This is a genomic window from Blastochloris tepida, from assembly GCF_003966715.1.
GTDB classification, from domain to species: domain Bacteria; phylum Pseudomonadota; class Alphaproteobacteria; order Rhizobiales; family Xanthobacteraceae; genus Blastochloris; species Blastochloris tepida.
The window spans coordinates 2,183,501-2,204,724 of sequence record NZ_AP018907.1 but is presented as its reverse complement, the minus strand read 5'-3'; the positions used below and the strand labels follow the sequence as shown (position 1 = coordinate 2,204,724).

General features: G+C 67.6%; 34 protein-coding genes. 4 read left to right on the top strand and 30 right to left on the bottom strand.

Annotated elements, in window-relative coordinates:
* Positions 1 to 45: 45 nt before the first annotated feature.
* Genes BLTE_RS10235 through BLTE_RS10205 form a run of 7 tightly spaced genes read right to left on the bottom strand, consistent with a single transcriptional unit; the run spans position 46 to position 2,462 of the window.
* Positions 46 to 420: a gene transfer agent family protein gene (locus BLTE_RS10235; RefSeq protein ID WP_160140576.1), complete on the bottom strand. Its 375-nt coding sequence runs from the start codon at positions 418 to 420 to the stop codon at positions 46 to 48.
* The gene (locus BLTE_RS10230; protein WP_126400107.1) at positions 417 to 863 is read right to left on the bottom strand and encodes a phage tail tube protein; all 447 of its coding nucleotides are present in this window, start codon (positions 861 to 863) and stop codon (positions 417 to 419) included. The genes BLTE_RS10235 and BLTE_RS10230 overlap by 4 nt, the downstream gene beginning before the upstream one ends.
* Position 864: 1 nt before the next feature.
* Positions 865 to 1,089, bottom strand: coding sequence for a hypothetical protein (locus tag BLTE_RS10225; protein ID WP_126400105.1), 225 nt, complete (start codon positions 1,087 to 1,089; stop codon positions 865 to 867).
* Between the two features lie 12 nt (positions 1,090 to 1,101).
* Positions 1,102 to 1,515: a DUF3168 domain-containing protein gene (locus BLTE_RS10220; protein ID WP_126400102.1), complete on the bottom strand. Its 414-nt coding sequence runs from the start codon at positions 1,513 to 1,515 to the stop codon at positions 1,102 to 1,104.
* Complete coding sequence (locus BLTE_RS10215) at positions 1,512 to 1,955, bottom strand: hypothetical protein (RefSeq protein WP_126400100.1); 444 nt, start codon at positions 1,953 to 1,955, stop codon at positions 1,512 to 1,514. Before BLTE_RS10215 ends, BLTE_RS10220 begins: the two co-directional genes overlap by 4 nt.
* The gene (locus BLTE_RS10210; protein ID WP_126400097.1) at positions 1,952 to 2,293 is read right to left on the bottom strand and encodes a head-tail adaptor protein; all 342 of its coding nucleotides are present in this window, start codon (positions 2,291 to 2,293) and stop codon (positions 1,952 to 1,954) included. Before BLTE_RS10210 ends, BLTE_RS10215 begins: the two co-directional genes overlap by 4 nt.
* Positions 2,268 to 2,462: a hypothetical protein gene (locus BLTE_RS10205; RefSeq protein WP_126400094.1), complete on the bottom strand. Its 195-nt coding sequence runs from the start codon at positions 2,460 to 2,462 to the stop codon at positions 2,268 to 2,270. Before BLTE_RS10205 ends, BLTE_RS10210 begins: the two co-directional genes overlap by 26 nt.
* A gap of 250 nt (positions 2,463 to 2,712) precedes the next feature.
* Between BLTE_RS10205 and BLTE_RS10200 the strand changes: the two genes are divergently transcribed.
* Positions 2,713 to 3,906, top strand: a complete 1,194-nt coding sequence (locus tag BLTE_RS10200) for a PDDEXK family nuclease (protein WP_145988186.1) — start codon at positions 2,713 to 2,715, stop codon at positions 3,904 to 3,906.
* A gap of 26 nt (positions 3,907 to 3,932) precedes the next feature.
* Here the strand turns inward: BLTE_RS10200 and BLTE_RS10195 are convergent, their stop codons facing one another.
* From BLTE_RS10195 to BLTE_RS10140, 12 genes are all read right to left on the bottom strand, one after another.
* A complete protein-coding gene (locus tag BLTE_RS10195; protein ID WP_126400087.1) occupies positions 3,933 to 4,439 on the bottom strand; it encodes a hypothetical protein in 507 nt (168 codons plus the stop codon).
* Positions 4,440 to 4,441: 2 nt separating this feature from the next.
* A complete protein-coding gene (locus BLTE_RS10190; protein WP_126400084.1) occupies positions 4,442 to 5,035 on the bottom strand; it encodes a head-tail connector protein in 594 nt (197 codons plus the stop codon).
* Between the two features lie 12 nt (positions 5,036 to 5,047).
* Positions 5,048 to 5,497: a hypothetical protein gene (locus BLTE_RS10185; RefSeq protein ID WP_126400081.1), complete on the bottom strand. Its 450-nt coding sequence runs from the start codon at positions 5,495 to 5,497 to the stop codon at positions 5,048 to 5,050.
* A gap of 27 nt (positions 5,498 to 5,524) precedes the next feature.
* A complete protein-coding gene (locus tag BLTE_RS10180; protein ID WP_244599952.1) occupies positions 5,525 to 6,841 on the bottom strand; it encodes a phage major capsid protein in 1,317 nt (438 codons plus the stop codon).
* Between the two features lie 36 nt (positions 6,842 to 6,877).
* The gene (locus BLTE_RS10175; RefSeq protein WP_126400076.1) at positions 6,878 to 7,723 is read right to left on the bottom strand and encodes a S49 family peptidase; all 846 of its coding nucleotides are present in this window, start codon (positions 7,721 to 7,723) and stop codon (positions 6,878 to 6,880) included.
* A complete protein-coding gene (locus BLTE_RS10170) occupies positions 7,656 to 8,948 on the bottom strand; it encodes a phage portal protein (RefSeq protein ID WP_126400073.1) in 1,293 nt (430 codons plus the stop codon). Before BLTE_RS10170 ends, BLTE_RS10175 begins: the two co-directional genes overlap by 68 nt.
* 3 nt (positions 8,949 to 8,951) lie before the next feature.
* A complete protein-coding gene (locus BLTE_RS10165) occupies positions 8,952 to 10,520 on the bottom strand; it encodes a terminase large subunit (protein ID WP_126400070.1) in 1,569 nt (522 codons plus the stop codon).
* Complete coding sequence (locus tag BLTE_RS10160) at positions 10,520 to 10,888, bottom strand: P27 family phage terminase small subunit (protein WP_126400067.1); 369 nt, start codon at positions 10,886 to 10,888, stop codon at positions 10,520 to 10,522. Before BLTE_RS10160 ends, BLTE_RS10165 begins: the two co-directional genes overlap by 1 nt.
* A gap of 9 nt (positions 10,889 to 10,897) precedes the next feature.
* Positions 10,898 to 11,515: a P27 family phage terminase small subunit gene (locus tag BLTE_RS10155; RefSeq protein ID WP_126400064.1), complete on the bottom strand. Its 618-nt coding sequence runs from the start codon at positions 11,513 to 11,515 to the stop codon at positions 10,898 to 10,900.
* A gap of 180 nt (positions 11,516 to 11,695) precedes the next feature.
* Entirely contained in the window at positions 11,696 to 12,061 is a 366-nt protein-coding gene (locus BLTE_RS10150; RefSeq protein ID WP_174769539.1) for an HNH endonuclease, read from the bottom strand.
* Between the two features lie 164 nt (positions 12,062 to 12,225).
* Complete coding sequence (nusG, locus tag BLTE_RS10145) at positions 12,226 to 12,849, bottom strand: transcription termination/antitermination protein NusG (protein WP_160140575.1); 624 nt, start codon at positions 12,847 to 12,849, stop codon at positions 12,226 to 12,228.
* An 11-nt stretch (positions 12,850 to 12,860) separates the two neighbouring features.
* Positions 12,861 to 14,054, bottom strand: coding sequence for a helix-turn-helix domain-containing protein (locus tag BLTE_RS10140; protein ID WP_126400059.1), 1,194 nt, complete (start codon positions 14,052 to 14,054; stop codon positions 12,861 to 12,863).
* 89 nt (positions 14,055 to 14,143) lie between these two features.
* On the opposite strand from BLTE_RS10140, the gene BLTE_RS10135 reads away from it, so the two are divergent.
* Together BLTE_RS10135 and BLTE_RS10130 are read left to right on the top strand one after the other, a co-directional pair.
* A complete protein-coding gene (locus BLTE_RS10135; RefSeq protein WP_126400056.1) occupies positions 14,144 to 14,422 on the top strand; it encodes a BrnT family toxin in 279 nt (92 codons plus the stop codon).
* Complete coding sequence (locus tag BLTE_RS10130) at positions 14,376 to 14,633, top strand: BrnA antitoxin family protein (RefSeq protein ID WP_126400054.1); 258 nt, start codon at positions 14,376 to 14,378, stop codon at positions 14,631 to 14,633. The genes BLTE_RS10135 and BLTE_RS10130 overlap by 47 nt, the downstream gene beginning before the upstream one ends.
* Positions 14,634 to 14,649: 16 nt before the next feature.
* On the opposite strand, the gene BLTE_RS10125 is transcribed toward BLTE_RS10130, so the two are convergent.
* The 8 genes from BLTE_RS10125 to BLTE_RS10090 form a co-directional block, all read right to left on the bottom strand.
* On the bottom strand, positions 14,650 to 15,381 hold the full coding sequence (locus BLTE_RS10125; protein WP_126400051.1) for a DNA cytosine methyltransferase: 732 nt from the start codon (positions 15,379 to 15,381) through the stop codon (positions 14,650 to 14,652).
* The gene (locus BLTE_RS10120) at positions 15,374 to 15,631 is read right to left on the bottom strand and encodes a hypothetical protein (protein ID WP_126400048.1); all 258 of its coding nucleotides are present in this window, start codon (positions 15,629 to 15,631) and stop codon (positions 15,374 to 15,376) included. The genes BLTE_RS10125 and BLTE_RS10120 overlap by 8 nt, the downstream gene beginning before the upstream one ends.
* Positions 15,624 to 16,154 (bottom strand): DUF7220 family protein, encoded by a 531-nt coding sequence (locus BLTE_RS10115; protein ID WP_126400044.1) that lies wholly within the window; start codon positions 16,152 to 16,154, stop codon positions 15,624 to 15,626. Before BLTE_RS10115 ends, BLTE_RS10120 begins: the two co-directional genes overlap by 8 nt.
* Positions 16,151 to 17,383 carry an MT-A70 family methyltransferase gene (locus tag BLTE_RS10110; RefSeq protein ID WP_244599951.1) on the bottom strand — a complete coding sequence of 411 codons (1,233 nt, stop codon included), beginning with the start codon at positions 17,381 to 17,383 and terminating at the stop codon, positions 16,151 to 16,153. The genes BLTE_RS10115 and BLTE_RS10110 overlap by 4 nt, the downstream gene beginning before the upstream one ends.
* Positions 17,383 to 17,655, bottom strand: coding sequence for a hypothetical protein (locus BLTE_RS10105; RefSeq protein ID WP_126400041.1), 273 nt, complete (start codon positions 17,653 to 17,655; stop codon positions 17,383 to 17,385). Before BLTE_RS10105 ends, BLTE_RS10110 begins: the two co-directional genes overlap by 1 nt.
* A gap of 12 nt (positions 17,656 to 17,667) precedes the next feature.
* Positions 17,668 to 17,988: a hypothetical protein gene (locus BLTE_RS10100; protein ID WP_126400038.1), complete on the bottom strand. Its 321-nt coding sequence runs from the start codon at positions 17,986 to 17,988 to the stop codon at positions 17,668 to 17,670.
* A gap of 325 nt (positions 17,989 to 18,313) precedes the next feature.
* Positions 18,314 to 18,766, bottom strand: coding sequence for a phage regulatory CII family protein (locus tag BLTE_RS10095; protein ID WP_126400035.1), 453 nt, complete (start codon positions 18,764 to 18,766; stop codon positions 18,314 to 18,316).
* Positions 18,763 to 19,017, bottom strand: a complete 255-nt coding sequence (locus BLTE_RS10090) for a hypothetical protein (protein ID WP_126400033.1) — start codon at positions 19,015 to 19,017, stop codon at positions 18,763 to 18,765. Before BLTE_RS10090 ends, BLTE_RS10095 begins: the two co-directional genes overlap by 4 nt.
* Positions 19,018 to 19,104: 87 nt before the next feature.
* Between BLTE_RS10090 and BLTE_RS10085 the strand changes: the two genes are divergently transcribed.
* Positions 19,105 to 19,770: an XRE family transcriptional regulator gene (locus tag BLTE_RS10085; RefSeq protein ID WP_160140574.1), complete on the top strand. Its 666-nt coding sequence runs from the start codon at positions 19,105 to 19,107 to the stop codon at positions 19,768 to 19,770.
* Between the two features lie 13 nt (positions 19,771 to 19,783).
* Here the strand turns inward: BLTE_RS10085 and BLTE_RS10080 are convergent, their stop codons facing one another.
* The 3 genes from BLTE_RS10080 to BLTE_RS10070 all read right to left on the bottom strand — a co-directional run bounded on the left by BLTE_RS10080 (position 19,784) and on the right by BLTE_RS10070 (position 21,151).
* Positions 19,784 to 20,032, bottom strand: coding sequence for a hypothetical protein (locus tag BLTE_RS10080; protein ID WP_126400026.1), 249 nt, complete (start codon positions 20,030 to 20,032; stop codon positions 19,784 to 19,786).
* Positions 20,033 to 20,182: 150 nt separating this feature from the next.
* Positions 20,183 to 20,434: a hypothetical protein gene (locus tag BLTE_RS10075; RefSeq protein WP_126400023.1), complete on the bottom strand. Its 252-nt coding sequence runs from the start codon at positions 20,432 to 20,434 to the stop codon at positions 20,183 to 20,185.
* Between the two features lie 120 nt (positions 20,435 to 20,554).
* Entirely contained in the window at positions 20,555 to 21,151 is a 597-nt protein-coding gene (locus BLTE_RS10070; RefSeq protein WP_126400020.1) for a hypothetical protein, read from the bottom strand.
* Positions 21,152 to 21,224: the final 73 nt, after the last annotated feature.

Here is a 21,224-nt window from a genome sequence, read left to right as displayed (position 1 = left end):
GGGCGAAGCCCAGCGCCGCGCCGGTGCCATAGAGCGTCGAGAAGATCAGCCGGTCGCCGGCATCCCGGCGGCCGGCGTCGTAGGGTTTTCGCGGCGGCCGACCGGATCGTCGGCAACGCCGACCAGCGCCGCGGCCAGGATCGCCGCCGCCGGCAGGACGGCCTCCGTCAGCGGCCGGGCCTCGACATAGGTCCGCACCAGCTTGAGCGCCTCCGTGGGGCTGGCGCCGCCGCCGATGGCGCCAAGCCGGATGGTCTCGACCAGGTCGTCGACGAACCAGTCGCCCGACACGATGCGTCGCGACAGCGCATGCGGGCCGACGCCGGTCCGCTCCTGCAGCTCGCGCAGCTGGCCGATGGCGAGGCGGAAGGTGCGCTCGCCATCCGGCCACGTCAGCTTCACCGATCCGTCCGCGCTCATGCCGCATCCACCCATTGCACTTGGCCGTCATTCTGCAGCTGCACAGACACCTGCACCTTCTGGCCGTTCTGGCCGTTGATCTGGAACTGCGACAGGATGAACGGCGCGAAGAAATAGCCGCCGCCCACGGCGCCCGGCAGGTCGAGCTTGATGCGGCAGGTCTTGGCGAGGCCGGAGAAGAACCAGGCATTCCAGATCTCGAGGCTTTCGAAGGCCAGCACGCCTTCGCCGGTGACCGTCGCCGAGAGCGACTGCACCACCCGTTCCACCCAGGCCGGCGCATCCGGATTGTCGCAATCCGGCACCGTGGTCTCGCCCGAAGCGGCGGCGAACGAGATGCCCTTCGACACCAGCCCGCACGGCGCGGCGAACACTTCCGGGCTCGCCCCATTGCCGAGCAGGATGATCAGCTTGGTGGCGGCTGCCGTGGTCGGTTTGGCCATGTCACGCCTCGCTCGGGCGGGTGTGGCAGACCACGGCGCTGAGGGTAGGCTCTCCGGTCATCCGCAGGCCGGGGATCAGGTTCGGCAGCTGCTGGATCTTCCCGGCCGCCTCCACCAGGGCCTGGTCCTGGATCTGGCCGACCGTGCAGGTCGGCTCCCAGATGGACTCGGCGTCGACCTCCAGCGTGAGGCTGAACACCGCGGTGGCGCGGACTTTGTTGGCCATTGTGTCGTCTCCTCAGATGGGCTCGAGCATCGCCTCGAACGAGACGACCCCGTGCCGGGTGTGTCCGTCCGGGTCGCGCAGCGCGTGCGTGCGCTCCACCCGGATCTCAACCAGCCTCAAGCCGGCCGCAGCGAGTGCTGGGGACAGAGCGTCCTCGAAGAGAGCGCCTTCGACCGCAGCGGCGAGGCGATGGGTTTCCGGAAACCCGACGGCGCGCGACCACGCATGCACGACAAAGGCGATATCGACGCCGTCATAGGCATCGGCAGGATCGGGCAGCGCATCCCAGCCATCGACCACCAGATAGGGAAAGGCTGCCTCGGCCGGCACCGCGTCATAAATGCGAGCGCCCACCAGCTCGGCGATCGCCGCATCGGCCTTGAGCGCCGCAACCACCGCGCCCTGCAGCGCCAAGGCCGCGCTCATGCCGTCTCCACCGCGCGCTTCATGGCGTCCTTCACCGCCTTGCGGATCGCCCGCTTGCGCTTGCGATAGGTGGCAAAGAAGAACGGCTGCGGCGGAACACCCTGGATGCCGAACTCGATCGCCCGGGCGTAGTCGTAATAGGGCTCCTGGCCCTTGAGGCCCGCCTTCAACCCGGCGACAAAGGCGCCGAAGATGCTGTCGCCCTTGATCGGCTTGCGGGTCAGCGTGCCGCCGGCGCGCACCCGCACCGAATTCGGCCGCGGTCCGGGCTCGCGTCGGATGGAGGCCGCGAGGTGGCCGGTCTCGCCCTTCGCCACCTTGGCCCGCATCTCCGCCACCAGCGCGTCGGCTTGGTGCTCCAGCTCGGACATCGCCGCCGGCCGCGCCTTGGCCAGCACGCGGGACATCAGCCTTGTCACCACCTGACGATTGTCGGTCACGGTGCCACGCCCCCCTCGCACAGGATGTCGAGACGCTCGCCGCGTCCGTCCGGGTCGACCACCGACCGCACGGCGTAGACCGTGCCGGTGCGGACATCGACAGCGCGCCAGTCCGGCGCGATCTCGCGCGTCTCGGACGAGGCGCGCACCGTGAACACGATCGGCTGCCTGCCGGCGAGGCGTTGTCCCATCACCGCCTCGCCGCCGCGCAGCGCCTTGCGGGCTGCGAACGCGGTGCACCGTGCGACCCAATCGCCCGCGACATTGCCGAAGCCGTCGTCGGCGGGCTGGCGCCGCTCGAAGCGCAGCCGGTCACGCAGCGATCCTGCGGCGAGCATCAGCGATCTCCTCAGAGGTGGCCGGGCGTGCGGTGCCGGCGGTCAGCGCGTCCGTGAAGCAGCGGCGGCGGACGAGGCAGACGTCACCGGCCTGGAACGCCAGCACGGTGTGCCGGCGCGCCTCCGGCGGATGCCAGTCGAACGGGGCCGCAAATCTGACCCACGGCATTGGCGTTCAGGTTCAAAGACGATGTGGATCGCTGAGATCACTCGACGCCTCGGTGAGCGACCCCCGAATGGAGCTGTGTGCGTCCGAGCGCAGCAAGCGAATGGCCCTATGATCAGCAGTCAAATGATAGGCGACTACGCACCCACACCTGCCGCTGAGGCGTAGGGGTGTCCGAGGCAGGCGCCCACGGGCGCCTCGCGCTTCTCAGCGGCCTCCGTATACTCTGGTAGCTGAAGGCGAGCCGAGTCGTATGCCACCCATTACCTCGAAGACGCTTGGTCAACTTCACCTTGAAGACCTTGAACCGCGCAGGTTCGAAGACCTCGTGCGGCAGCTCCTCTACGACTTCCGGCCCTGGCGCATGCTTGAAGCTACAGGCAGAGCCGGTAGCGATGATGGCTTCGACGCTAGAGGATTCGAAATCGTTGGCCCGCAACCTTCCGTGGAAGCCGGAGAAGATGCCGACCAAGAAGAGGCAGAGCCAAGCTCGCCGGATCGGCTGTGGCTTATTCAATGTAAGCGCGAAAAGGTCATCGGACCGACAAAGCTGGTTGGGTATCTCGAAGATATTCCAGCCGGTGAACGCGCCGAAATTCACGGCGTAATTCTCGCGGCGGCGTGTGATTTCTCGAAGAAAGCACGTGATGAGTTCCGATATAAGGCTCGTGCAATGGGTTTCTACGAGACGCATCTATGGGGAAAGGCCGAAATCGAAGATCAGCTTTTTCAGCCCAAAAACGATCATCTCCTATTCGCGTATTTCGGCGTTTCGCTTCTGGTGCGACGTCGCACGCTGAAGACGGAGGTGCGAGCACGTCTCGCCATGAAGAGAAAATGCAAGCGTCACCTGACACCGTGGATGGCGGCGCTAGTGCGCGATCCCACAGATCATCGGTACCCCTACAAAGACCCAGACCGAAATCTTCCGCTGATTGGCCGTGGTCGCTGGAAGCCGCTCCGCGTGGTTGGATGCTTTCATGATGGTGTTCACTTCGTTTTCCGCCGACGCTTCGCCTTCATCGACGATGATGGCGAGCACTGGGATTTCGCCGAGACGATGGACGACGGTCCCGTGGAAAAACACGAGGACCCGTGGAAGGATCGCGAGAGCGATGAAGCGGCTCGCCAGGAAGCAATGGCGATTTGGAATGCGTTACCGGAACGAAACAGGGCTTGGTTCGAGACGCGCCTCGTACTGCCGTACGAGCACATTCTCGACGTCGACGAGGAAGGCGATGAATTCTTCGAACGAGCGCATATCTACACGATCCCTTTCGAGGGAAACATGGGGCCATTCAGAAATGAAATTCCGGTCGAGCTAAAGAACGTCGACAGATGGGCGCCGTGCTACGCGCGAGCTAGAAAGGAGCATCGCGTCGCCAAGTTTCCCCGCTCATCCGATAATGCCGATGAGCTTTCGGAGGTCGAAGGTGAAGATACCTGATCGCCATATCCTGCATTGCATCGGCGTCACGCCGAGGTACCGATCAGCACGATCTTGCCGTTGACGGCAGTGCCGGCCCCGGAATTGGCCAGCCGCAGCAGATCGCCGGTGCCGGCGGTGACCGCCCAGCCGCCCACCGGCGCGGTCAGCATCACCCGGCCGCCGGGCGGCACCGCGAGGGTGTGGGTCGCGGCGCCGAACGGGCCGAGGAACGGGTTCGAGGCGGCGGCGCCCACCACGATGTTGTTGGCGTTGGCGCGATCGGCTTCGAGGTAGATCGCCTTGATCTTGGCGAAGGTGACCGTGCCGCCAAGCGCGCCGGTCAGCGCGCCGGCGAGATCGAGGTCGGTGTTGCCGGAGGCCGGGATCGAGAACACGTCCGACCAGATCCTGTCGGCCTGATCGGCGAGCGTGCCGTTGGTCCAGTCGATCTGCTTGGAGCCGGTGTCGTGGGTGATGCTCGGCGTGCCGAGGTCGGCGGCGCCGGATTCGACCGCCTTGACGCCGGCGTAGAGCGAAGCGGAAACGGGCATGGTCAGGGCTCCCAGAGATAGGGGATGAGCAGGGCGGTAACCGCCGGCGCGGTGTCGAGCGAAAGCGGGCTTGAGGTGCCCGGCACCACGGCCTCGCGGTTGGCGTAGAGCGCGCCGGCCACCAGCAGGATCGCCGCCTTGATCGGTGCCGGCACGTCGGCAGCAGCCCCAAAGCCGACGGTGAAGCGCAGCACCACCGGATCGGCCGTGTTGTAATCCGGCGCCGGCCAAGTAGTTGCCGCAGCCGGGCGGATCACCGCCGGCCCATGCTCGCCAGCGCCGCAGCGCACGATATAGGCCGAGGGATCAAGGGTGCGCTGTGCACCACCGGCATCGCGATATTTGATCGACACCACGCCATCCGCGGTGACCGGCGCTAGCGGCGTCACCAGCACCGGCCGAAACGCCGGCACCGTCCAGTCGAGCGCCTGGGTCAGCAAACGCCGTTGCGTATAGGCTTCGACCAGATCGCTCGCCGCCGCCACCAAGGACTCGATCAACGCATCATCGTCGGCATGATCGACGCGCAGATGCGCCTTGGCCTCGGCCAACGAAACGGCCGGCTCGGATGGCGGCGTGACGACGGCGAGCGACATCGCGGCCCCCGGTCAGGCGATGGAGTCGACCGAGGCGGCGTCGTAGTCCGATGCCGGACCGAAGCGCGGGTCGAGGCCGATCACCAGGCCGGCAACAAGGCAGGCGGCGGTCGCCACCGTGATCGACAGCCGGACGTGGGTGAAGCCGTTGGCAATGTCGAGTTCGGCCTGGCGCAGATTGATCTCCGCCTGCTTGTTGTCGTCGGCGTCGGTCTTGGTGAGCTGGGTGATGGACTTGCCGGCGATGTCCTTGGCCGAGGCGCCCGCGGCGTCCTTGGCCTGCTCGAGCTTTGCATCGACGGTGGCATTCGCGCCCAGGGCGCCGGCCTGGACGATGGCAAGAAACGATCCCCACAGCTTGGCGGGAAACCAGCCGGTGGAAACGGTTCCCGCGGCCTGCGACGCGGGATTGATCGCGCCGAGAATGGCGACGCGATCGGCGGGAGAGGTGGACGGGGTCATCGCTCAATTCTCCGGTGCGCGCGGGACTCACCGCGCCTCGAGGGTGACGAAGTGGCTGGTGGTGTTGGATCCGCGCGCCGGGCTGATCGGCGCCGACAGCAGCGGCTGGCCGCCGACGCGGAAGGTCCAGCGGAACGCGGTCAGCGCATAGTCGAACCACAGATGGATGGAGGCTGCGAAGTCGATGCCGCCGCCGGCCTTGGTGGCGAGGAAGTAGCCCTCGGGGTCGATCAGCGCGATGTCGCCGAGGTCGCCGATCGCCGAGGCATGCTGCGAGAACACGATCGGCCGGCCGAGCAGATTGCCGCCGGGGGACTGCTGCAGGCCGGCATTCGGCGACGTCCACATCGGCGTGGTGCCGATCGAGAGCTCGACGATCTGGGGAAGCGCTTCGGAGGTCGCCAGCCAGAATGCCTGGCCGATGCCGCCGGGAACGATCCGGCTCAGCATCTTGGTGACGTTCTTGGTGACGATGGTGTCGGCGGTCTGCGCCGATTCCTTTCCTTGGGTCACCAGGGCGCCGGCGTTCATGAAGCCGAGCGGCTTGCCGACGCCGTCGCCCCACATGATGGCGTCAGACACCTTCCAGCGGATGGCCTGGGCGGCACGGCGGGTGAGGCGGTCCTGCAGCAACGGCGCATCCGCCAGCACTTCATCACTGGCGGCGACGAACGCATAGATCTCGTGGAGCTGGACCAGCGCCCCCTTGGTGGCCTGCTTGGACGGCGTCATCACCGCACCTTCGGCACGCCACGCTGCCTGGACCCCGGCGGCACCCCACGGCGTCGATTCATCCTTGATGATGCCGACCGCGTTGGAATTGGTGGGAGACGGCGCGATGCGGGGAAGCAGGTCGCCCTCGTTGAACACCGCCTCCCAGATGCTGGTGCGGAAGTCCGGAGGGATCATGTAGCCTTCGCCGGCCGACCCGCTGGTCTGGTGGACATTCGACGGGCTGGCGGCAAGGCGCGGGTCGAGGCCGCCGCCGGTCGCCGCCGCGCGCACCGCCACCGCGAATTCCGCAAGCGACCTGAAGCCGCCGGTGGTTTCCGGATTGGGCTCGCTCGAACTGACGCGGATATTCTGGGCAGCGTTGCCACCACCGGCGAGATGGACGCCGAACAGCGTCGCGCGTCGCGCCGCCTGCTCCTCGCGGGCGATGGCGGCATCGAGATCGGCGACATCCTTCTCCAGGGCGGTCACCTCGGTGTCGAGGGCGTCGATCCGCGCCTTGTCGGCATCGCTGGCGTTCTCCTTTGCCAGCAGGGCGTTGAGCTCGTCGAGCTTGGTCTTGCCGGCCTTGGCCTTGTCGGCACGGGCCTGGCGGAGCTGCTTCAGGTTCATCAGCTGTCTCCTGATTGCCGGACGCGGCCGGCGGGGTCACGCAAACGCAAGGGAGGAGCGGCGACGCCGCGGGCCGGAAGGCGCCGCAACGCGCGCGGCGAGATCGCGCAAGGTCTGGTCGAGCGAGGCGACGCGGTCGGCCATGCCGGCAGCGACCGCCGCGCGGGCCGAGACCACCCGACCGCGGCCGAACTCGCTGGACACCTTCTCCGCCGAGGTCCGCCGGCCGGCGGCGACGGCCTGGACAAACCAGCCGTGCGCCTCGTCCACCCGCGCCTGCATCCACTCCTTGGCGGTGTCGGTCAGCGCCTCGAACGGCGAGCCCTCGGCCTTGAACGGCGCCGAGCGGAACACGGTGGTGCGGATGCCGAAGTCTTCGAGCGCCTTCGACACATCCATGTGCATGGCGATCACGCCGATCGAGCCGACATCCCCGGTTTCGGTCACCACCAGCTCGGAGGCCTGCGAGGCGATCCAGTAGGCGGCCGAAGCCGCCAGGGTGTCGGCCACCGCAACCACCGGCTTGACGCGCGCTGCCGCCGCCACCTCGGCCGCCGCCTCCGCGGTGCCGGCGACCGTGCCGCCGGGGGAGTCGACATGCAGCGCGATCGCCGCAACGTCGGCATCGGCGGCGAGCGCGGAGACCTGGCGGCCGAGCCGCGCCAGCGTGGTCGGCATCAGGACGCCATAGACCGGCACCACTGCGATGCGGCCGGCCCGGCTGGGCGCGGGCACCTCGGCGCGCGGTTCCTCGCGCGCCCAGCGTGACAGCCGGTCGACGGCGACCGCAAGCGCCGGATCGGCCGCGGCCAGTTCAGCGAGCAGGCGCGCTTCCGGGGTCGCCGTCAGGAGTGTCGGATTTGTCGGGCTTGGACGGGTCATAGTCGGGGCTCCCGGCGGGGACCATGTTGAGCGGGCGCAGATATTCGTCGCCGCCCTCGATCGGGTTCTGGTTTTCGAGGCGGCGGATGTCGTTGACCGACAGCCAGCCCCACTGCCGGCCGATGGCATAGGCGCGATAGCGAGCGAGCACGTCGCCGCGCAGCAGGCCGGCAATGTTGAATTCGGCGACAAGCTCGGCGCCGCTGTCCTCTGCCCGCTGCACCACCAGATCGGTGGTGGCTGACTGTTCAATGGCGGTGATCAGCGGCCCGATCGTATGCACCACGAAGTCGATCGACTGGTGCTCGATGTTCGAGAACGTCGCGCGGTCGAGGCGGGCCGCAAGGTGTGGCGGGTAGTTCCACAGCCCGAACACCGACACGTCGGCCGCCTTCTCCGTCTCCAGGAGCTGCGCCTCGGCATTGGTGATCTTGAGCTGCTGATACTCGACACCATGAGTCAGCAGCCGATCGCGATGGCGGTTGAGCCCGGTTGAGGACAGGCGCCAGTTGTCGAGGAACTGATCGCGATCCTCCTTCGACTTGAAGGTGCCGGGGTGCTTGAGCACGCCGCCGGTCTGGCCGGAATTGGCGAAGAACAGATCGCCATAGTCGGTGACCGCCAGCGCGCGGCCGAACACCTGCCTGGCGGTCTCGACCATGGTCTGTCCGCGCAGGCCATCGACGGTCAGCGGCGCGCGGCGGATGTGCCAGATCTGGTCATCGCGCAACCGCTCCTGGGGCGCGGTGCCGAGGCCGTTGACGGTGTAGTGGACGCGCCCGGTGACATCGCGTTCGATGCGGGCGATGCGATCGGGGTGGATCAGCTCCAACCCGCCGATGGCGTAATCGTCCCCCGGGATGATCCGGGCATAGGCGTTGCGCCAGAACGCCAGATGGCGCACCAGCTCGTCGCGGAACTCGGCGGACGTCTGCCGGCGGTTCGGCCTGTTGTGCAGCAGCCGGAACAGCGGATGGTCGCGCGCCGGGGCGCGGCTGTCATCGCCGCCGCGGCGGATCAGCATCCACGGCAGCGACGAGATCGTGCCGGCGAGGCCGTTCAACACCGCCTGCACCGAGCCGAGCTGCAGCACCCGCTCCGAGGTGACGACGACCCCCGAGATCGCCAGCGGCCCGCCGGCCGACGGCGTCCAGCCGCGGTCGCCGTCCGGCGTCACCCCGCGCCGCGGCTCATCCGAGGCGCTGCGGAATTTGAGCCAGTTCATGGGTCAAACCATCATCATCACGTCGGCGCCGGTGACGGTGAGATCGGGCGCGCTGCCCATCTTCAGACCGAGGCCCATCACCGCCGCCACCACACCGTCGATCTTTTCGCCGGCAGCGGCCTTGTCCGGCTTGAGGTTGCCGGCCGGGTCACGCGCCACCGTGGCGTTGCCGAACATCCAGCGCAGCACCGGGTGGTCGCCGTGTTCGAGCTGCCCGGCCAGGAACAGCCGCTCCAGCTCCTTGGTCGGCGCCGCCATCGAGAAGAAGCCCTGGCCGAACAGCTTCACCGGCAGGCCCTCGCTCTGCAGGTGGACGGAGACTTGCGTTGCGTTCCAGCGGTCGATGGCGAGGCCCTCGCAGCGGAGCTGCTCGGCGTCGGCCATCACCGCATGCTCGATGAAGTCGTAGTCGGTGACGTTGCCCGGCGTCGTCTGCAACGCGCCCTCGGCGATCCACCGGTCATAGGGAACGCGGTCTTCGCGAACCCGCTGGGCGACGCTGTCTTCCGGCACCCAGAACCGCGGCAGCAGGGCGAGGCGGCCGTCGTCCAGCTCGACGATCCACACCAGCGCGGTAATGTCGCGGGTCGAGCCGAGGTCGAGCCCGGCGAATGCTCGCCGGCCCCACGCCGCCTGCCACAGCTCGCGCCAGGTCGGCCGCTTCGGCGAGGTGGTGTTCGCCGGCCACTTCTGCATCGGCAGCCAGCGGGTCTTTTGCTCGACCCACTGGTTGAGGTGGTAACGGCGAAAGTCGTTCTCCAGCCGCGGCGAATCCTGCGCCCGCTTGCATTCCGAGGCCATCCAGTCGGACTTGACCGATACGCCGAGGTTCGGATTGGCCCGACCCCAAGTCCTGGGGTTGGTCCAGTCGGCGTCCGCCGGCGCCTCGAAGATCTCAACGTAGCATTCCGGGTCGATCGCCGGGTCTTCGAGGATACGCTTGGACTCGCGATACAGCTCGTGCCCCGGCGTGTTGACCTCGCCCGCTGTCGAGATGATGACGTCGAGCGGCTGGCGCCTCGCGCCCATGCCCTGGACCAGGAAGGTGTGCAGGCGGAAGTTCCGCCACTCGTGCGCTTCGTCGCCCAGCGCGGCGTGTGGCGACAGGCCGTGCTTTCCCTGCGGTTCGCCCGACAGCGGCCGGAACGAGGCCATCAGCGCCGGGCAGAACAGGCCGGTCTTGGTGACCTCGTAGAGGCGCGACAGCTCCTCCGACAGCTGCACCATCCGCGCTGCCTTGTCGAACACGATGCCGGACTGTTTGGCATCGAGGGCGTGCGCCAGCACCTGGGCGCCGGGCTCGTTGTCGCCGATGGTGAGGAGATGGCCGAGCCCGGCCATGTACTCCGTCTTGCCGTTCTTGCGCGGCTCCCAGATCCGCACCCGGCGATAGCGGCGGGTGCCGTCCGAGCGGCGGCGCCAGCCGAAGATGTTGCGCGTGCGCTTGACCTGGTGCGGCGACAACACGAACGGCTTGCCCGCCCACTCGCCGTCGACGAAGCGCATGTAGCGCGCGAACCATTCGACCGCGGCGTCGGCAAGACGCCTGTCGAACACGTAGGGCGAGGCCATCAGCGATGCGGCAATTCAGCAAGGTTTCTGATGACGGTCTGCCGCGACGCCGGATTGATCCCTAGGCGATCCTCCAAGGCGATCATGTACCTACAATTTTCCTCACAGACTTTGGCCGTTTTGGCATACAGCGGGTTCACGAGCAGAATCTTGCCGTGCTTGGTCTCGATCTCGTGGGTGGACGAGCATCCCTCGAGCTGATCCTTCGCCTCGACCCAGCGGCGCAGGTAATAGACCCATAGGGCATAGGCTTTGAGGTCAGCCCGCCGCACGACCCGCCGCCGCAGCAGGTCATCGAACACGCGCTGAAAAATCGCGCGGTCGGTCGCCAGGAAACCAAGCGGATCGGTTTGGACGAGAGGCGTCATGGTAGCAGGTCAGTGCTTGGCGGTGCTCGGCTTCGCCGCGCCGGCGCGCGCCAGGAAACCGAGCGGGGAGTCCGCCGGCGGCGCGGCCTCCTTGGCGCTCGGCGCGGGGTCGCCGGCCGCGGCACGCTCGCGGCGATCCTCCTCGAACAGGTCGCCGAGGAAGGCTGGTGGCAGCGCGGCGAGGCCGCGGATGATGGTCTGCCGCGCCGCGGGGTTGAGGCCGAGGCGATCCTCGAGCGCCATCAAAAGCCGCTCGAGATCGACCATCGCCGCGAACAGCGGGTGCTTACGCAACATGGTGCCGTGCTTCGAGGCAGTCTCATAGGCGAGCGACACGCCATCGAGCGCGTCCTTGCACTCGATCCAGCGGTGCAGGTAGTGCGCCCAGCGGGCATAGGCGGCGAGGTCGGCCTGTCGTGCGACACGCCGCTGCAGCAGGTCGTCGACCACGCGCTGAAAGATGGCGCGCTCGCGCTCATGAGTGAGGAAGTCCGGCAGCTCGACATGGGCAAGCGGTGCCTTGGTCTCGCCGTGGTCGACACCAGCCTTGAGCGCAAGGCGGCGCTTGCCGGGATTGCCCTTGAGCGCCTTGATGTCGTCGGGCTGAGAGCGTCGACCGCGGGGCATCCGATCCTCTTGTGCCGAAAAAACTTCTGAGAATTCTGCGGAATTGCGCACAGACTTGCGGGCGCCGGTCTTCTCGTGGGGGCGACAGAGATTTTCTGCCCCCCTCCCATGGACGAGACCGGACGCTAAGCAGCGTTGTTTGGCCTTAACAGTGTTGTTTATTTTCGATGCGGTGAAACATCATTCGCACGTCGTCGACGCGCCGCTTGCGTTGATCTCCGCGCGCCTTTCCTCGGACTGCACTTCGCTGTCGTGGCAGTGCTTGCACAGCGACTCGAACGGGCCGCCGAAGAACGTCACTGGATCGCCGCGGTGACGAACAACGTGGTTCACCACCGTCGCCGCCACGACCAAGCCGCGCGCCTCGCAGCGCTCGCACAACGGATGCTCGGCGAGCTGCTGCTCGCGGATCGCCCGCCATTGCGGTGTGTTGTAGAGCGCGCGCCACGGCTGGGTCCTGCGCCGCTTGGCGTCGTGCTCCGCCTTGCGGACGTGCTCGGCGACGGCGGCGCGGGGCGGACGATAGGACGGCGGTGCAGTCGGCATCGGTGATCGGCCAGAGGGACGTCCGCCTTCGAAATTTCTGCCTTTGCTTCTGATCCTTGAACAGCAAAAACCCCGGCCGCGTCGCCGCGCCGGGGCTTGAAGTTGATCGCGCAAGCTTCGCACACCGGGTGGTCCGGTGGTGGCTGCAGCGGTGGCTGGTCCGATCAGACGCGTTCGACGTGGTCGATCATCAACTCAACGGGCGTGGCGCGACCGAACAGCTCAATAGCAACGGTGAGTCGCGTCTCGCCGTCAATATCCTGCAGCGCGACATCGATGCCGCGCTCCACTGTTGCGAGCTGCGCAGCGAACGGGCCGTTCGTCACCCGCACGGTGTCGCCGACCGCAAACACCACGCGCGCTGGCGTCGTGCCCGGCACTGCGCCGTCGACCTCGCAGCCACGCAACGCCGCGACCAGATCATCGCCGATCCGCACCGGCAGGCCGCCGGCACACACGAGGCCGGTCAGCCCGCCGAGCCGGAACAGCTCGTGCCACTCGCCGTCGGCGAGGTCGAGCCGCACGAAGTAATATTTGGGAAACAGCGGCACCAGCTTCGGCCGCAGGATCATGAGGCCGGCTTTGCGTTGTGCTCGGCTCAGCTTGTTGCGCCGCACCGGCCGCATCTCGCGCACCACCGGATAGTAGGTTTCGACGTCGCGGCGCTTGAGCCAGTCGAGCACCTGGGTGTCGGTGCGGCCGATGGAGCGCACCACATGCCAAGCCGGTCCCGGCGCAAGACGGAGGGAGCGTTCGATCGCGTTCGAGTCGGGGGTCTTCGCCAGCATGTCGCTCTCCGTCATCCGCTTGAGGCCCGTTCAGCGCCGTCGCCGCTGGCCGGTCGCGGCGGCGGCGTCCGCATCGGCACGTCCCATCCCACCGCCTGAATGATCTGGCCCGATGCAGGGTCGCGGCCGAAGTGCTTCGCCGGCGGCTTGATGCGCACCGCGCTGCCGAGCGCGGCGGCCATCTCCGTCAGCCGGCCGCGCCACGCGGCGAATTCCGGCGTGCCCTCGGCCACCAGCACCCACTCGGCACGCGGCACCGCGCCGACACCGAGCCCGAAGGCTGGCGGCATCACGCACGGGCGCCACGCACCGCGGCAGCGATGCTGGTCCGACCACGCTGTGCTGCCGAGCCCGAACACCAGCTGGCTCAGGACATCCCAAGCCCGGCCCTCGGGGGAATCCTCCGCCACCCACACCCGGCCCGCGCCGTCGGCCGCTTCGGGCGCCGCCCATTGCCGGCTGGCGAGCCACTCGGCCGGCGGGCGCGGAGGCTTGCCCGAGACGCGTGCTCGCCGAGCCACATCCGGCAACACGGCGAGCACGCGGGTGCGGTCGTCGGCCGAGAGGCTGGTCCAGGCTTTCTCGGCAGCCCGCCTTTGTCGGTCCGACCACGCCGATCCCGGATAGCCGGCCCAGAACCGCTCGACCCCAAGCCCTAGACCTGGGTCGGGCTCGCCGGCCGAAGGGTGGTCCGCTGGGGGTAAGGGGGTTAGTTCATTTGGCAGTTCAAGAATGACCCCCGCACAGCTATGCGGGGGTGACCCCCGCAATTTGCGGGTGCCACCCTCGTCATTTTGGCCCCCGCAATTTGCGGGTGCCACCACAACATCTTGTTCCTCGGACGGCGCGCCGTCGGCCTCGCACGCCGCCGGCCTGCGGTCGCCGCGCAGCTCGGCGACGTCGTCATCGGTGGTGGTGCGGGCAAGGTTGACGCGATAGCGGTTGGCGGTGCGGCGGCCGTCCGCGGCATAGGTCGGGACCTTGGCGATCAGCCCGAGCCGCTCCAGGTCGCCCAGCTTGCGCGCGACGGTGTCTTCGCTCTGTTCGCTGATGGCGGCGATACGCGCGACCGACGGCCACGCCCAGCCGTCCTCGTCCGCATGTTCGGCGAGCACCATCAGCACGATCTTGGCCGCCGGCGAGCCGCAGCGCTGCTCACGCGCCCACGCCTGGATGCGGAAGCGCTGGCCCAGCGGCGCGTTCATTGCGGCGCCCCCGCCACAACGCCGTCGCCACCATTTTCCGTTACTACAAAAACATGGACGACAGCGACTTTCCGTAGTAACAAAAATGCATGCCGGTCGAGTTCGATCCCGCCAAGCGCCAAGCCACCCTCGACCATCGCGGCCTCGACATGGCGCGCGCGGACGAGGTGTTCGCCGGTGCGACGATCACCATCGAGGACGACCGGCAGGATTACGGCGAGGTCCGCTTCATCACGGTCGGCCGGCTCGACGGCCGCATGGTGGTGATGGTGTGGACACCGCGCGGCGCGGCCCGCCGCATCATTTCGTTGAGGAAGGCCAATGACCGCGAGCAAGCGCTCTACGCCCCCCGCCTGGACCGACCCTGACGACGCGCCCGACCTGTCGGCCCCGGAGTGGCAGGCGAAGATGGCGGCGGCGCCGGTACGCCGGGGCCGCCCGAAGTCCGAGCGTCCGAAGGTGTCGACCACGATCCGGCTGGACGCCGACGTGCTGGAGCATTTCCGCGCGAGCGGCACCGGCTGGCAGTCGCGCATCAACGAAACGCTGCGCCGGTCCATGCACCGCAAGAAGGCGTGAGCGGGGATGCCGGCGGTCATGGGCCGCCTCCGGCCACGGCGTTGCGAACGGCGGCGGCGATGGCTCGCCCCAGCGGCAACGGCACGCCATTGCCGACGACGCGGAACTTGCCGGCATTGGTGAACGGCGCCTCGGCGAGAAAATCCGGCGGCAGCCCCTGCGCCTCCAGCGCATGCGCTAGCGCCTTCGCGCCGTGATAGCCGTACTCGTTTCCGCGCCGGCTCCCCCGTCGCCCCTCGGTGCCGGGCTTGACGCCTCCGCTCGCCAGCACGGTGTTGCACCAGTCGAAGGGTTCGAGGGCTTCCGTCTCGACATGGAACCGGGGCGCGTCTGCGCCACGCTGGCCGAACACGAACGCGCGGACGCGGTGTTGCGGGCTGCCAACATGCCGCGCGTTGACCAACAGCCGGGTCTGCCCATAGCTCGGCGTCGCCGGCGATGGTGCCGACCGCACGTTCTCCATCAGGAACCATGCCGGCGCCGCCTCCTCGACCACGCGGGCGAACTCGGGGATGAGGTCGCAGGCTGGCGTGTGGCCCGCCTGCCGTACAAATCCGGCGAAGCTGGAATGCGCCTGGCAGGGCGGACCGCCGATCACGCCGTCGAACCGACCGGCCGGCGCGTGAAACCGCCGGACATCGCCACCCCACAGCAGGTCCGGTCCGCGCACGACGCAGAATCCGGCTTCCTCGAACGCCCTGTCGAGGAGCCCGATACCCGGAAACAGCGACAGCACCAGCTCAGCCATGGCGCCGCCCTTCCAGGGCAACGCCGGTGGAGGTTGGCCCCGCCTCGCGACGCGGCACGCAGGGCGGCGTGCCGCGGTAGCCGATCGCGGTCACGCCCTGGGCGCGGAACTCGACCCACGGCAGCCGGTCGGGCTCGTGCCGCGTCACGCGCTCCAGTCCGCAGCGCTGGCAGGTCCGCACGGTCTCGTAGGTCGTGCGTTGCGGCTCGCCCCAGCGGTGGCGCGCACAGCTTCGTGCCGCGCTAGCCATTGCGGTCTCCGCGCCTGCGGTCGAACTTCTCGCCCTCGGCGATGATCAGCGCGCCGGCCTTCACGAGGTCGCGGCGGAAGCCGGTGGGCTTCCACCAATCGCGCGACCACGGCCAGGATTCCGGCGGTCGCGCTGATTGTCCGGCGCCGCCGGCCGAGAGGTGATGCGGCGCCTCCAGCGCATAGCTGGCGCCGGCTGCGGCCAGCGAGCCCGGCAACACGCCGTCGTCATGCTCCGGCGACCACCCCTCGACCTCGATCTGCCGTCGCCGCTCCGCCATCACCGCCAGCATGAATGGCGAGATGGGGTGGCGGATGTGCAGCGCCTCGAACAGCCGGCGCAGCGCGTAGCTGCGCAGGATCGACACCACGGTCATGAACGCGGCGATCTGCAGGTTCTGCTGCAGCGAGATCGCGAACCCGAGCAGCGGCAGAATGATCGCGTTCGCGGCCATTGCCACGCCGAGCCCGACCAGGATGTTGACGATGCTCTCCAGCAGCGACATCGCGCGGGACTGTTTCATGGCTCGCTCCTGACGGTGTCGCCGGCCGGACGCCGGCGCAGGAAATCGGGAATGTCGGGAAGGTCGGCGAACGGCGTCGCGGGGGACCGCACGCATTCGGGACCGTCGACCGGGTTTGCCGGCATGATTTCGCCGGTTACGGGATCGAAGCTGTCGTCGGCGCCGGAGGATGCCGGCATGCGGAACGCCAGCTCGTTGCCCCAGCTCACCCAGCCCGGCCGCTCGCGCCGCGCGAACAGCTCGAGATACGGCCCGGCCACCAGCCGCTCGATGCGGTCGTGGATTTCGTCGGGCTTGCGCGAATGCTCCATCACCGGCGCGACGATCAGCTGCGGCACGCCGGCATCGAGCCGTTTCGGTGAACCACGGGTAGCCAGCCACGCCTGTTCCGGGTTGGCCCGCGTCCAGTAGCCCATGCCGAAGTGCCAGCCTTCGCCGGAGGCGGTCTGCTTGGCCCACACGAAGCCGCAGGTCTTGTGGGTGAAGCCCCAAGCCTCGATCAGGTCGAGCGCCTGGCGCGGAGCCCAATCCACCATCCACATCACCAGGACGGAGTCCGGCGCGGCAAGCTGGGCGACGGGCAGCGCCGCCATCTCGGCGAAGGCGTCGGTGGTGTAGTGGGTGCCGGCCGAGCGGCCCTCGCCACGCTCCGACCGCACCGCGAAATGCCACGCCGGATCGGCCAGGATGGCGCCAGCGCGAAAGCCGCTCTCGGTCAGCCGGTGCAGATCCTCCACCGTGCCGCCGACGACCGTGCGGGCGGCATGCGCGGCCTTGCGCTCGGCGATCGCCTGTTCGCGCGCGAAATCGAGCGACACCCGCACGCCGTGGCGTTCCATGTCGCCGCGCATGCGGTCGATCATCGCCTCGAAGGCCCGCTCGGAAATCGAGGCGACCTTCTGGGCGCGCGACGACAGTTTGCGATCGATGCCGACCTCATCGAGCGTGATGCGGGAGAATTGTTCCTCATCGGCACAATTCTTCGGCGGCTGACCGCGGCTGATCTGCCCGGCGTCCTTGGCCTGCAGGATCAGCTCGCCGAGCCGGCGTTCGGCCCGCACCCGGATTTCCGCGGCGTTGATCTGCAGCTCGAGATCGCCCGCCTGCCGGGCATAGATCCGCATCGCCTCGGCGCGGTCGCGAATGTCCTTGGCCTCATCGACGCGGGCGCACTCGGCGACCAATCGCCGCGCTTCCTCGTAACGGGCGAGGGCGGCCGACGTGGCCATCACACCAGTCCTTTCTCGATCGCCAGCGATTGCGGCATCGTCACCATCACCGCCGCGCCACCGCGCATGGTGAAGGACACTCTCGATTTCGGCAGCCACACCTTGTCGGAGAAGGCCGCGCCGGGCGTGGTGACGGCAATCGCCAACACGGTCTCGCCGCGCAGCTCCAGCAGCAGGTCAACCGGCTCGGCCGGGGAGGGTGCGGCCTTCGCCACCTCCGGTGCGGCGCCGAACAGGCCAAGCTGGACCGGTTCTCTCTGCCTCGGCGGCATGGACGCGGCTCCTCAGCGCCAGTCACCAGTGTCCGGAGGCGGTGGCGTCGGCTCGGCGGCCTGCGCACTGGCGTTTGCGAGCTGCCGCCGCAGATCGGCCAGCCGGCTCGTCTTGTCGGAGATTTCCGCCGCCAGCCGGTGCTCCATCTCGCGCAGGCCCTCGACGTGCTGGCGGGTCGCTTCGGCCAGCGCCGCCGTCAATGCGCCGCGCAGAATCTCGCCCTCTTCCAGTGTCAAGCGGGCAACCATGTCGCGGTCGGCCCGTCCGCCTGCCGGATCCAGCCGCACCCGCAGCAGCGCCACGGCGCCGCGTTCCGCCTTCACCTCGAACATCAGTCGACTCCCAGAACGGTGTTGAGGGCCGCGCAGCCGCCGGTCAGCACATCCGCGCAGCGCCGGGGATCGGAAAAGGCGGGCGGCGCAGCAGCCGGGGCGATGGCCCCCACGCCGCCCGCAGGTGCGGAGGCGCCCCCATGCGCCTCCGGATCCGGCCAAGCCTGGGAGGAACCAGCAGGCCGAAGGTGGGTCGGCACGGGCGGCACGGGGGGGATGTCCGCGCCGCCCGCCGGGGCGAGAGCCGAGGGGAGGGGCTCTCTGGCAGGTCGTGCGCCGCCAGCCGCTGTCCGGGCCGGCCGCGTGAGGTGCAGGCGCCACAGCATCAGCGGTTTTCCTCGATGATCGCGGTGACGGCGGCGCGGGCGCGCATCAGCTCGGCGACCGCTTCGTCAATCTCGCGGCGGATGTCGCGTGCCTCGCTGGTGCTGACGGCGCCGTCGGCCTGCGCGCTCAACACGCGCTCGACCACATCAGCCACCTCGCGCACCGCCTGGCCGGCGGAGCGACCGAGTTCGCCCGGCGTGATGTCCAGCGGGAGGAACACGCCGCCGGCGGCCAGCGCCAAATGCTCGGCGGCGGCGGTGGCGCGGAAATGCCGGGTCAGCAGCACCACGCGGCGCCAGCCGATGTCGCGGTCGCTGTCGGGATCCGTCGCGCCGATCAGACTGGTTTCCGAGCCACCCAGCAGATCGGCCGCCCGCCGCGCGCCGCCGCATTGGTCGTAAAGGGCGCGCAACACTGCGCGCGGCGAGCCGGGCTCGCGGAGCTTGGTCATGCCGCGCCCCCGGTAATCTCGGCGTCGCGATTAGCGGAGACGGCAGGCGAGTGGCCCGCTACGGTCGCGGCATTCGCTGCAATGAATCTCCGGATATCAGCCGCCTTCTCGAGAGTGACCGAACCGCCAGCGCGCAGGCGAGGCACAAGCTTGCCGTCGTTCACGGCTTTTCGGCCGAATGTCGTCTCGCTCATGGGGGAGACGCGGACGAATTCTTCGATTTCGCGCAGAAGCTTCTGGGTCTCGCTCATGGGAGCGACTTAATGGGCATTTGCCCGCCATGTCAATGGGCATCTGCGCCATCGACTCTGGGCAGAGGAGTGGGCAAATTCCCACGCATGGCAGATTGGCGGAAAAAGCTGGCGGACGAGATCGCGCGCCAAGGTCGCGACATGAAGGAGGTCTCGCTGAAGGCCGGCCTGGGAGAGACCTACGTTCGAGACGCGATCAAGCGAGGCCGAGGAAAGCTTGAAAATCTCATCAAGGTTGCCGCTGTTTTAGGCCAACCACCCGAATGGCTGACTTCTGATATTCCGGCCAAGCCAGTTGAGCGACCGAAGAAGGAGAAAGGCTTTAGTCCAAAAATTCTTCCCGGGACAGAGCTTGTTACCGTCCGTGATTTTCCGATATACGCAGCAGCGATGGGTGGGAATGGCAACCTAATCGTAACATTTGAGCCTGTTGAAATTGTTAAGCGTCCAGCAATACTTGAGGGCGTGTCAGGCGCCTATGGCATTCTTGTCGTTGGAGACTCCATGGAACCAGCATATCGCCAAGGCGATATGGCGCTGGTACACCCTGGTTTGCCGCCGGCCCGCAACGAGGATGTCGTTCTTTATGATCACCCTCCCGATGGGAACTGCGAAGCTATACTGAAACACCTTGTTGCATGGACGAGCACTGAGTGGATTTTGCGTCAGTGGAATCCTCCAAGAGAGTGGAGTGAGTTCATGATTGACTGGCCGACTTGTCATCGCGTTGTTGGAAAATATTCTAGACGCTAATACGTTTGTCGCTTTAACTCATTTGCAAAAAATCCTCCGGAACACATCCAAATGTCGCAATTATCTGCGGCTCATCCCAGTCATTGAGATCCGGATCGCCCGTCAAAGACAGCAGAACAACGCCCTTTCTGCTTTCGCTTAGCCTTCGAGCGAGCCGTTCGGCCTGCGCACGTTCCGATGCCAATCGCCGCGACTCTTCGAACAGCCGACCTTTGCGGCCAACATTGAACGACAGCACCGTAAAATGGGTCACGCGGCACATGCTCGCCTCCAATTTGCGGCGATCATGCTGACCTAACGTACAGAACAAATCAAGAACCTCACGCGCGGGGCGGTCAGCTTGCCCTGCGCGCACAAATCCCGTTGCCGCAATTTGCCCATCGTCGTTGACATAGCGGGCAAATGCCCATTATCAATTGAGGGCGCTGCCCATCGTCATCCGCTCAACTGAGCGACTGAGGAGAGCACCATGTCTGCGTCCGCCGCTTCTGCCGCGCCCTACATGAGCGTGGGCCTGCACCGCACCCCTCCGGGCACCGGCATCAGCCGTTCCGAACCGGTTGGAACGCACCGCATTCGCGAGGTCATGGCGGCCGGTATCAGGCGCATCATCGGCGACCTCGGCGCGGACGCCGACGGTGATCTTTTCCTCGACTGTGGTCACCGCTTCGCCGATCCGCTCGGACCTGGGCTAAACGAACTCGCGGAGCATCACCCCCCTCGGCACCAGGACGACCGCGCCTCCCCCAATCGGGGGAACTGTTTCAGTGCCCATGCACGAGCTTCATTGCCGGCTTTGCTTCGAGGCGGCCGCCGGCGGCGAGTGTTTGACCGGCTCCATCTGCGGCGGAGGCGGAGCATCGCGGCCGTCACTGGTAGCGCCGCACAGTCCCGAAAGAGCGATGGCAGCATTGGTATTATTGGCTTTTGCCTGCTCGGCGGCCACATCGCAGGTAAGCCAGTCGCTCCGTTTGCCGAGAACGTAGTCCACTCGCGCCCAGAAGAGGCGGTAGAGCGGCACGCTGGCCATCCGCCCTTCATAGGGTGTGGACGAATTTCCGCCGTGGGACACGCCGGCCTCCGATATGGACACCGACGCCCTGAGACGATCGCCCTCGGCCTCGACCTGGAACTCCCATTTCTCGCGCCCCTGCGCGGAAGCAATCACGGCATAGACGACATACCGGCGCAGCGCCGTGAAGCCGTTCATCGTGTGGCGGAATTCGAAATCGGTCGGGTCGGAGATTTTGAGAACGGTCTCCGCGGCGGCGATGACCCGCTCGCGGGTCTCTCCAGCATAGGTGCGGGTCGCCTCCGCCAAGAAGTCGCTGCGGTCGACGATCTGATGCGGCGTTGCGCACGCCCCCGCCATCAGCAGCACGGCTACCCCCACTCGCTTCACGGATGCCCCCATCGGTTGTCGCTCACTGAAGCACAACCGTAACCCTAGCTCC

What these genes read in the sequence shown, in the direction of transcription:
- BLTE_RS10180 (WP_244599952.1), bottom strand. Translation starts at nt 6,841, where the DNA reads ATGAACCTGAAGCAGCTCCGCCAGGCCCGTGCCGACAAGGCCAAGGCC.
- BLTE_RS10125 (WP_126400051.1), bottom strand. Translation starts at nt 15,381, where the DNA reads ATGGCTGAGCTGGTGCTGTCGCTGTTTCCGGGTATCGGGCTCCTCGAC.
- BLTE_RS10160 (WP_126400067.1), bottom strand. Translation starts at nt 10,888, where the DNA reads ATGACGCCTCTCGTCCAAACCGATCCGCTTGGTTTCCTGGCGACCGAC.
- nusG (WP_160140575.1), bottom strand. Translation starts at nt 12,849, where the DNA reads ATGCTGGCGAAGACCCCCGACTCGAACGCGATCGAACGCTCCCTCCGT.
- BLTE_RS10115 (WP_126400044.1), bottom strand. Translation starts at nt 16,154, where the DNA reads ATGAAACAGTCCCGCGCGATGTCGCTGCTGGAGAGCATCGTCAACATC.
- BLTE_RS10205 (WP_126400094.1), bottom strand. Translation starts at nt 2,462, where the DNA reads ATGCCGTGGGTCAGATTTGCGGCCCCGTTCGACTGGCATCCGCCGGAG.
- BLTE_RS10100 (WP_126400038.1), bottom strand. Translation starts at nt 17,988, where the DNA reads ATGTTCGAGGTGAAGGCGGAACGCGGCGCCGTGGCGCTGCTGCGGGTG.
- BLTE_RS10135 (WP_126400056.1), top strand. Translation starts at nt 14,144, where the DNA reads ATGCCGGTCGAGTTCGATCCCGCCAAGCGCCAAGCCACCCTCGACCAT.
- BLTE_RS10190 (WP_126400084.1), bottom strand. Translation starts at nt 5,035, where the DNA reads ATGTCGCTCGCCGTCGTCACGCCGCCATCCGAGCCGGCCGTTTCGTTG.
- BLTE_RS10140 (WP_126400059.1), bottom strand. Translation starts at nt 14,054, where the DNA reads ATGAACGCGCCGCTGGGCCAGCGCTTCCGCATCCAGGCGTGGGCGCGT.
- BLTE_RS10225 (WP_126400105.1), bottom strand. Translation starts at nt 1,089, where the DNA reads ATGGCCAACAAAGTCCGCGCCACCGCGGTGTTCAGCCTCACGCTGGAG.
- BLTE_RS10105 (WP_126400041.1), bottom strand. Translation starts at nt 17,655, where the DNA reads ATGCCGCCGAGGCAGAGAGAACCGGTCCAGCTTGGCCTGTTCGGCGCC.
- BLTE_RS10090 (WP_126400033.1), bottom strand. Translation starts at nt 19,017, where the DNA reads ATGAGCGAGACCCAGAAGCTTCTGCGCGAAATCGAAGAATTCGTCCGC.
- BLTE_RS10220 (WP_126400102.1), bottom strand. Translation starts at nt 1,515, where the DNA reads ATGAGCGCGGCCTTGGCGCTGCAGGGCGCGGTGGTTGCGGCGCTCAAG.
- BLTE_RS10085 (WP_160140574.1), top strand. Translation starts at nt 19,105, where the DNA reads ATGGCAGATTGGCGGAAAAAGCTGGCGGACGAGATCGCGCGCCAAGGT.
- BLTE_RS10200 (WP_145988186.1), top strand. Translation starts at nt 2,713, where the DNA reads ATGCCACCCATTACCTCGAAGACGCTTGGTCAACTTCACCTTGAAGAC.
- BLTE_RS10095 (WP_126400035.1), bottom strand. Translation starts at nt 18,766, where the DNA reads ATGACCAAGCTCCGCGAGCCCGGCTCGCCGCGCGCAGTGTTGCGCGCC.
- BLTE_RS10235 (WP_160140576.1), bottom strand. Translation starts at nt 420, where the DNA reads ATGAGCGCGGACGGATCGGTGAAGCTGACGTGGCCGGATGGCGAGCGC.
- BLTE_RS10210 (WP_126400097.1), bottom strand. Translation starts at nt 2,293, where the DNA reads ATGCTCGCCGCAGGATCGCTGCGTGACCGGCTGCGCTTCGAGCGGCGC.
- BLTE_RS10150 (WP_174769539.1), bottom strand. Translation starts at nt 12,061, where the DNA reads ATGCCGACTGCACCGCCGTCCTATCGTCCGCCCCGCGCCGCCGTCGCC.
- BLTE_RS10155 (WP_126400064.1), bottom strand. Translation starts at nt 11,515, where the DNA reads ATGCCCCGCGGTCGACGCTCTCAGCCCGACGACATCAAGGCGCTCAAG.
- BLTE_RS10185 (WP_126400081.1), bottom strand. Translation starts at nt 5,497, where the DNA reads ATGACCCCGTCCACCTCTCCCGCCGATCGCGTCGCCATTCTCGGCGCG.
- BLTE_RS10130 (WP_126400054.1), top strand. Translation starts at nt 14,376, where the DNA reads ATGACCGCGAGCAAGCGCTCTACGCCCCCCGCCTGGACCGACCCTGAC.
- BLTE_RS10230 (WP_126400107.1), bottom strand. Translation starts at nt 863, where the DNA reads ATGGCCAAACCGACCACGGCAGCCGCCACCAAGCTGATCATCCTGCTC.
- BLTE_RS10080 (WP_126400026.1), bottom strand. Translation starts at nt 20,032, where the DNA reads ATGTGCCGCGTGACCCATTTTACGGTGCTGTCGTTCAATGTTGGCCGC.
- BLTE_RS10165 (WP_126400070.1), bottom strand. Translation starts at nt 10,520, where the DNA reads ATGGCCTCGCCCTACGTGTTCGACAGGCGTCTTGCCGACGCCGCGGTC.
- BLTE_RS10170 (WP_126400073.1), bottom strand. Translation starts at nt 8,948, where the DNA reads ATGAACTGGCTCAAATTCCGCAGCGCCTCGGATGAGCCGCGGCGCGGG.
- BLTE_RS10175 (WP_126400076.1), bottom strand. Translation starts at nt 7,723, where the DNA reads ATGACCCGTCCAAGCCCGACAAATCCGACACTCCTGACGGCGACCCCG.
- BLTE_RS10195 (WP_126400087.1), bottom strand. Translation starts at nt 4,439, where the DNA reads ATGCCCGTTTCCGCTTCGCTCTACGCCGGCGTCAAGGCGGTCGAATCC.
- BLTE_RS10110 (WP_244599951.1), bottom strand. Translation starts at nt 17,383, where the DNA reads ATGGCCACGTCGGCCGCCCTCGCCCGTTACGAGGAAGCGCGGCGATTG.
- BLTE_RS10120 (WP_126400048.1), bottom strand. Translation starts at nt 15,631, where the DNA reads ATGGCTAGCGCGGCACGAAGCTGTGCGCGCCACCGCTGGGGCGAGCCG.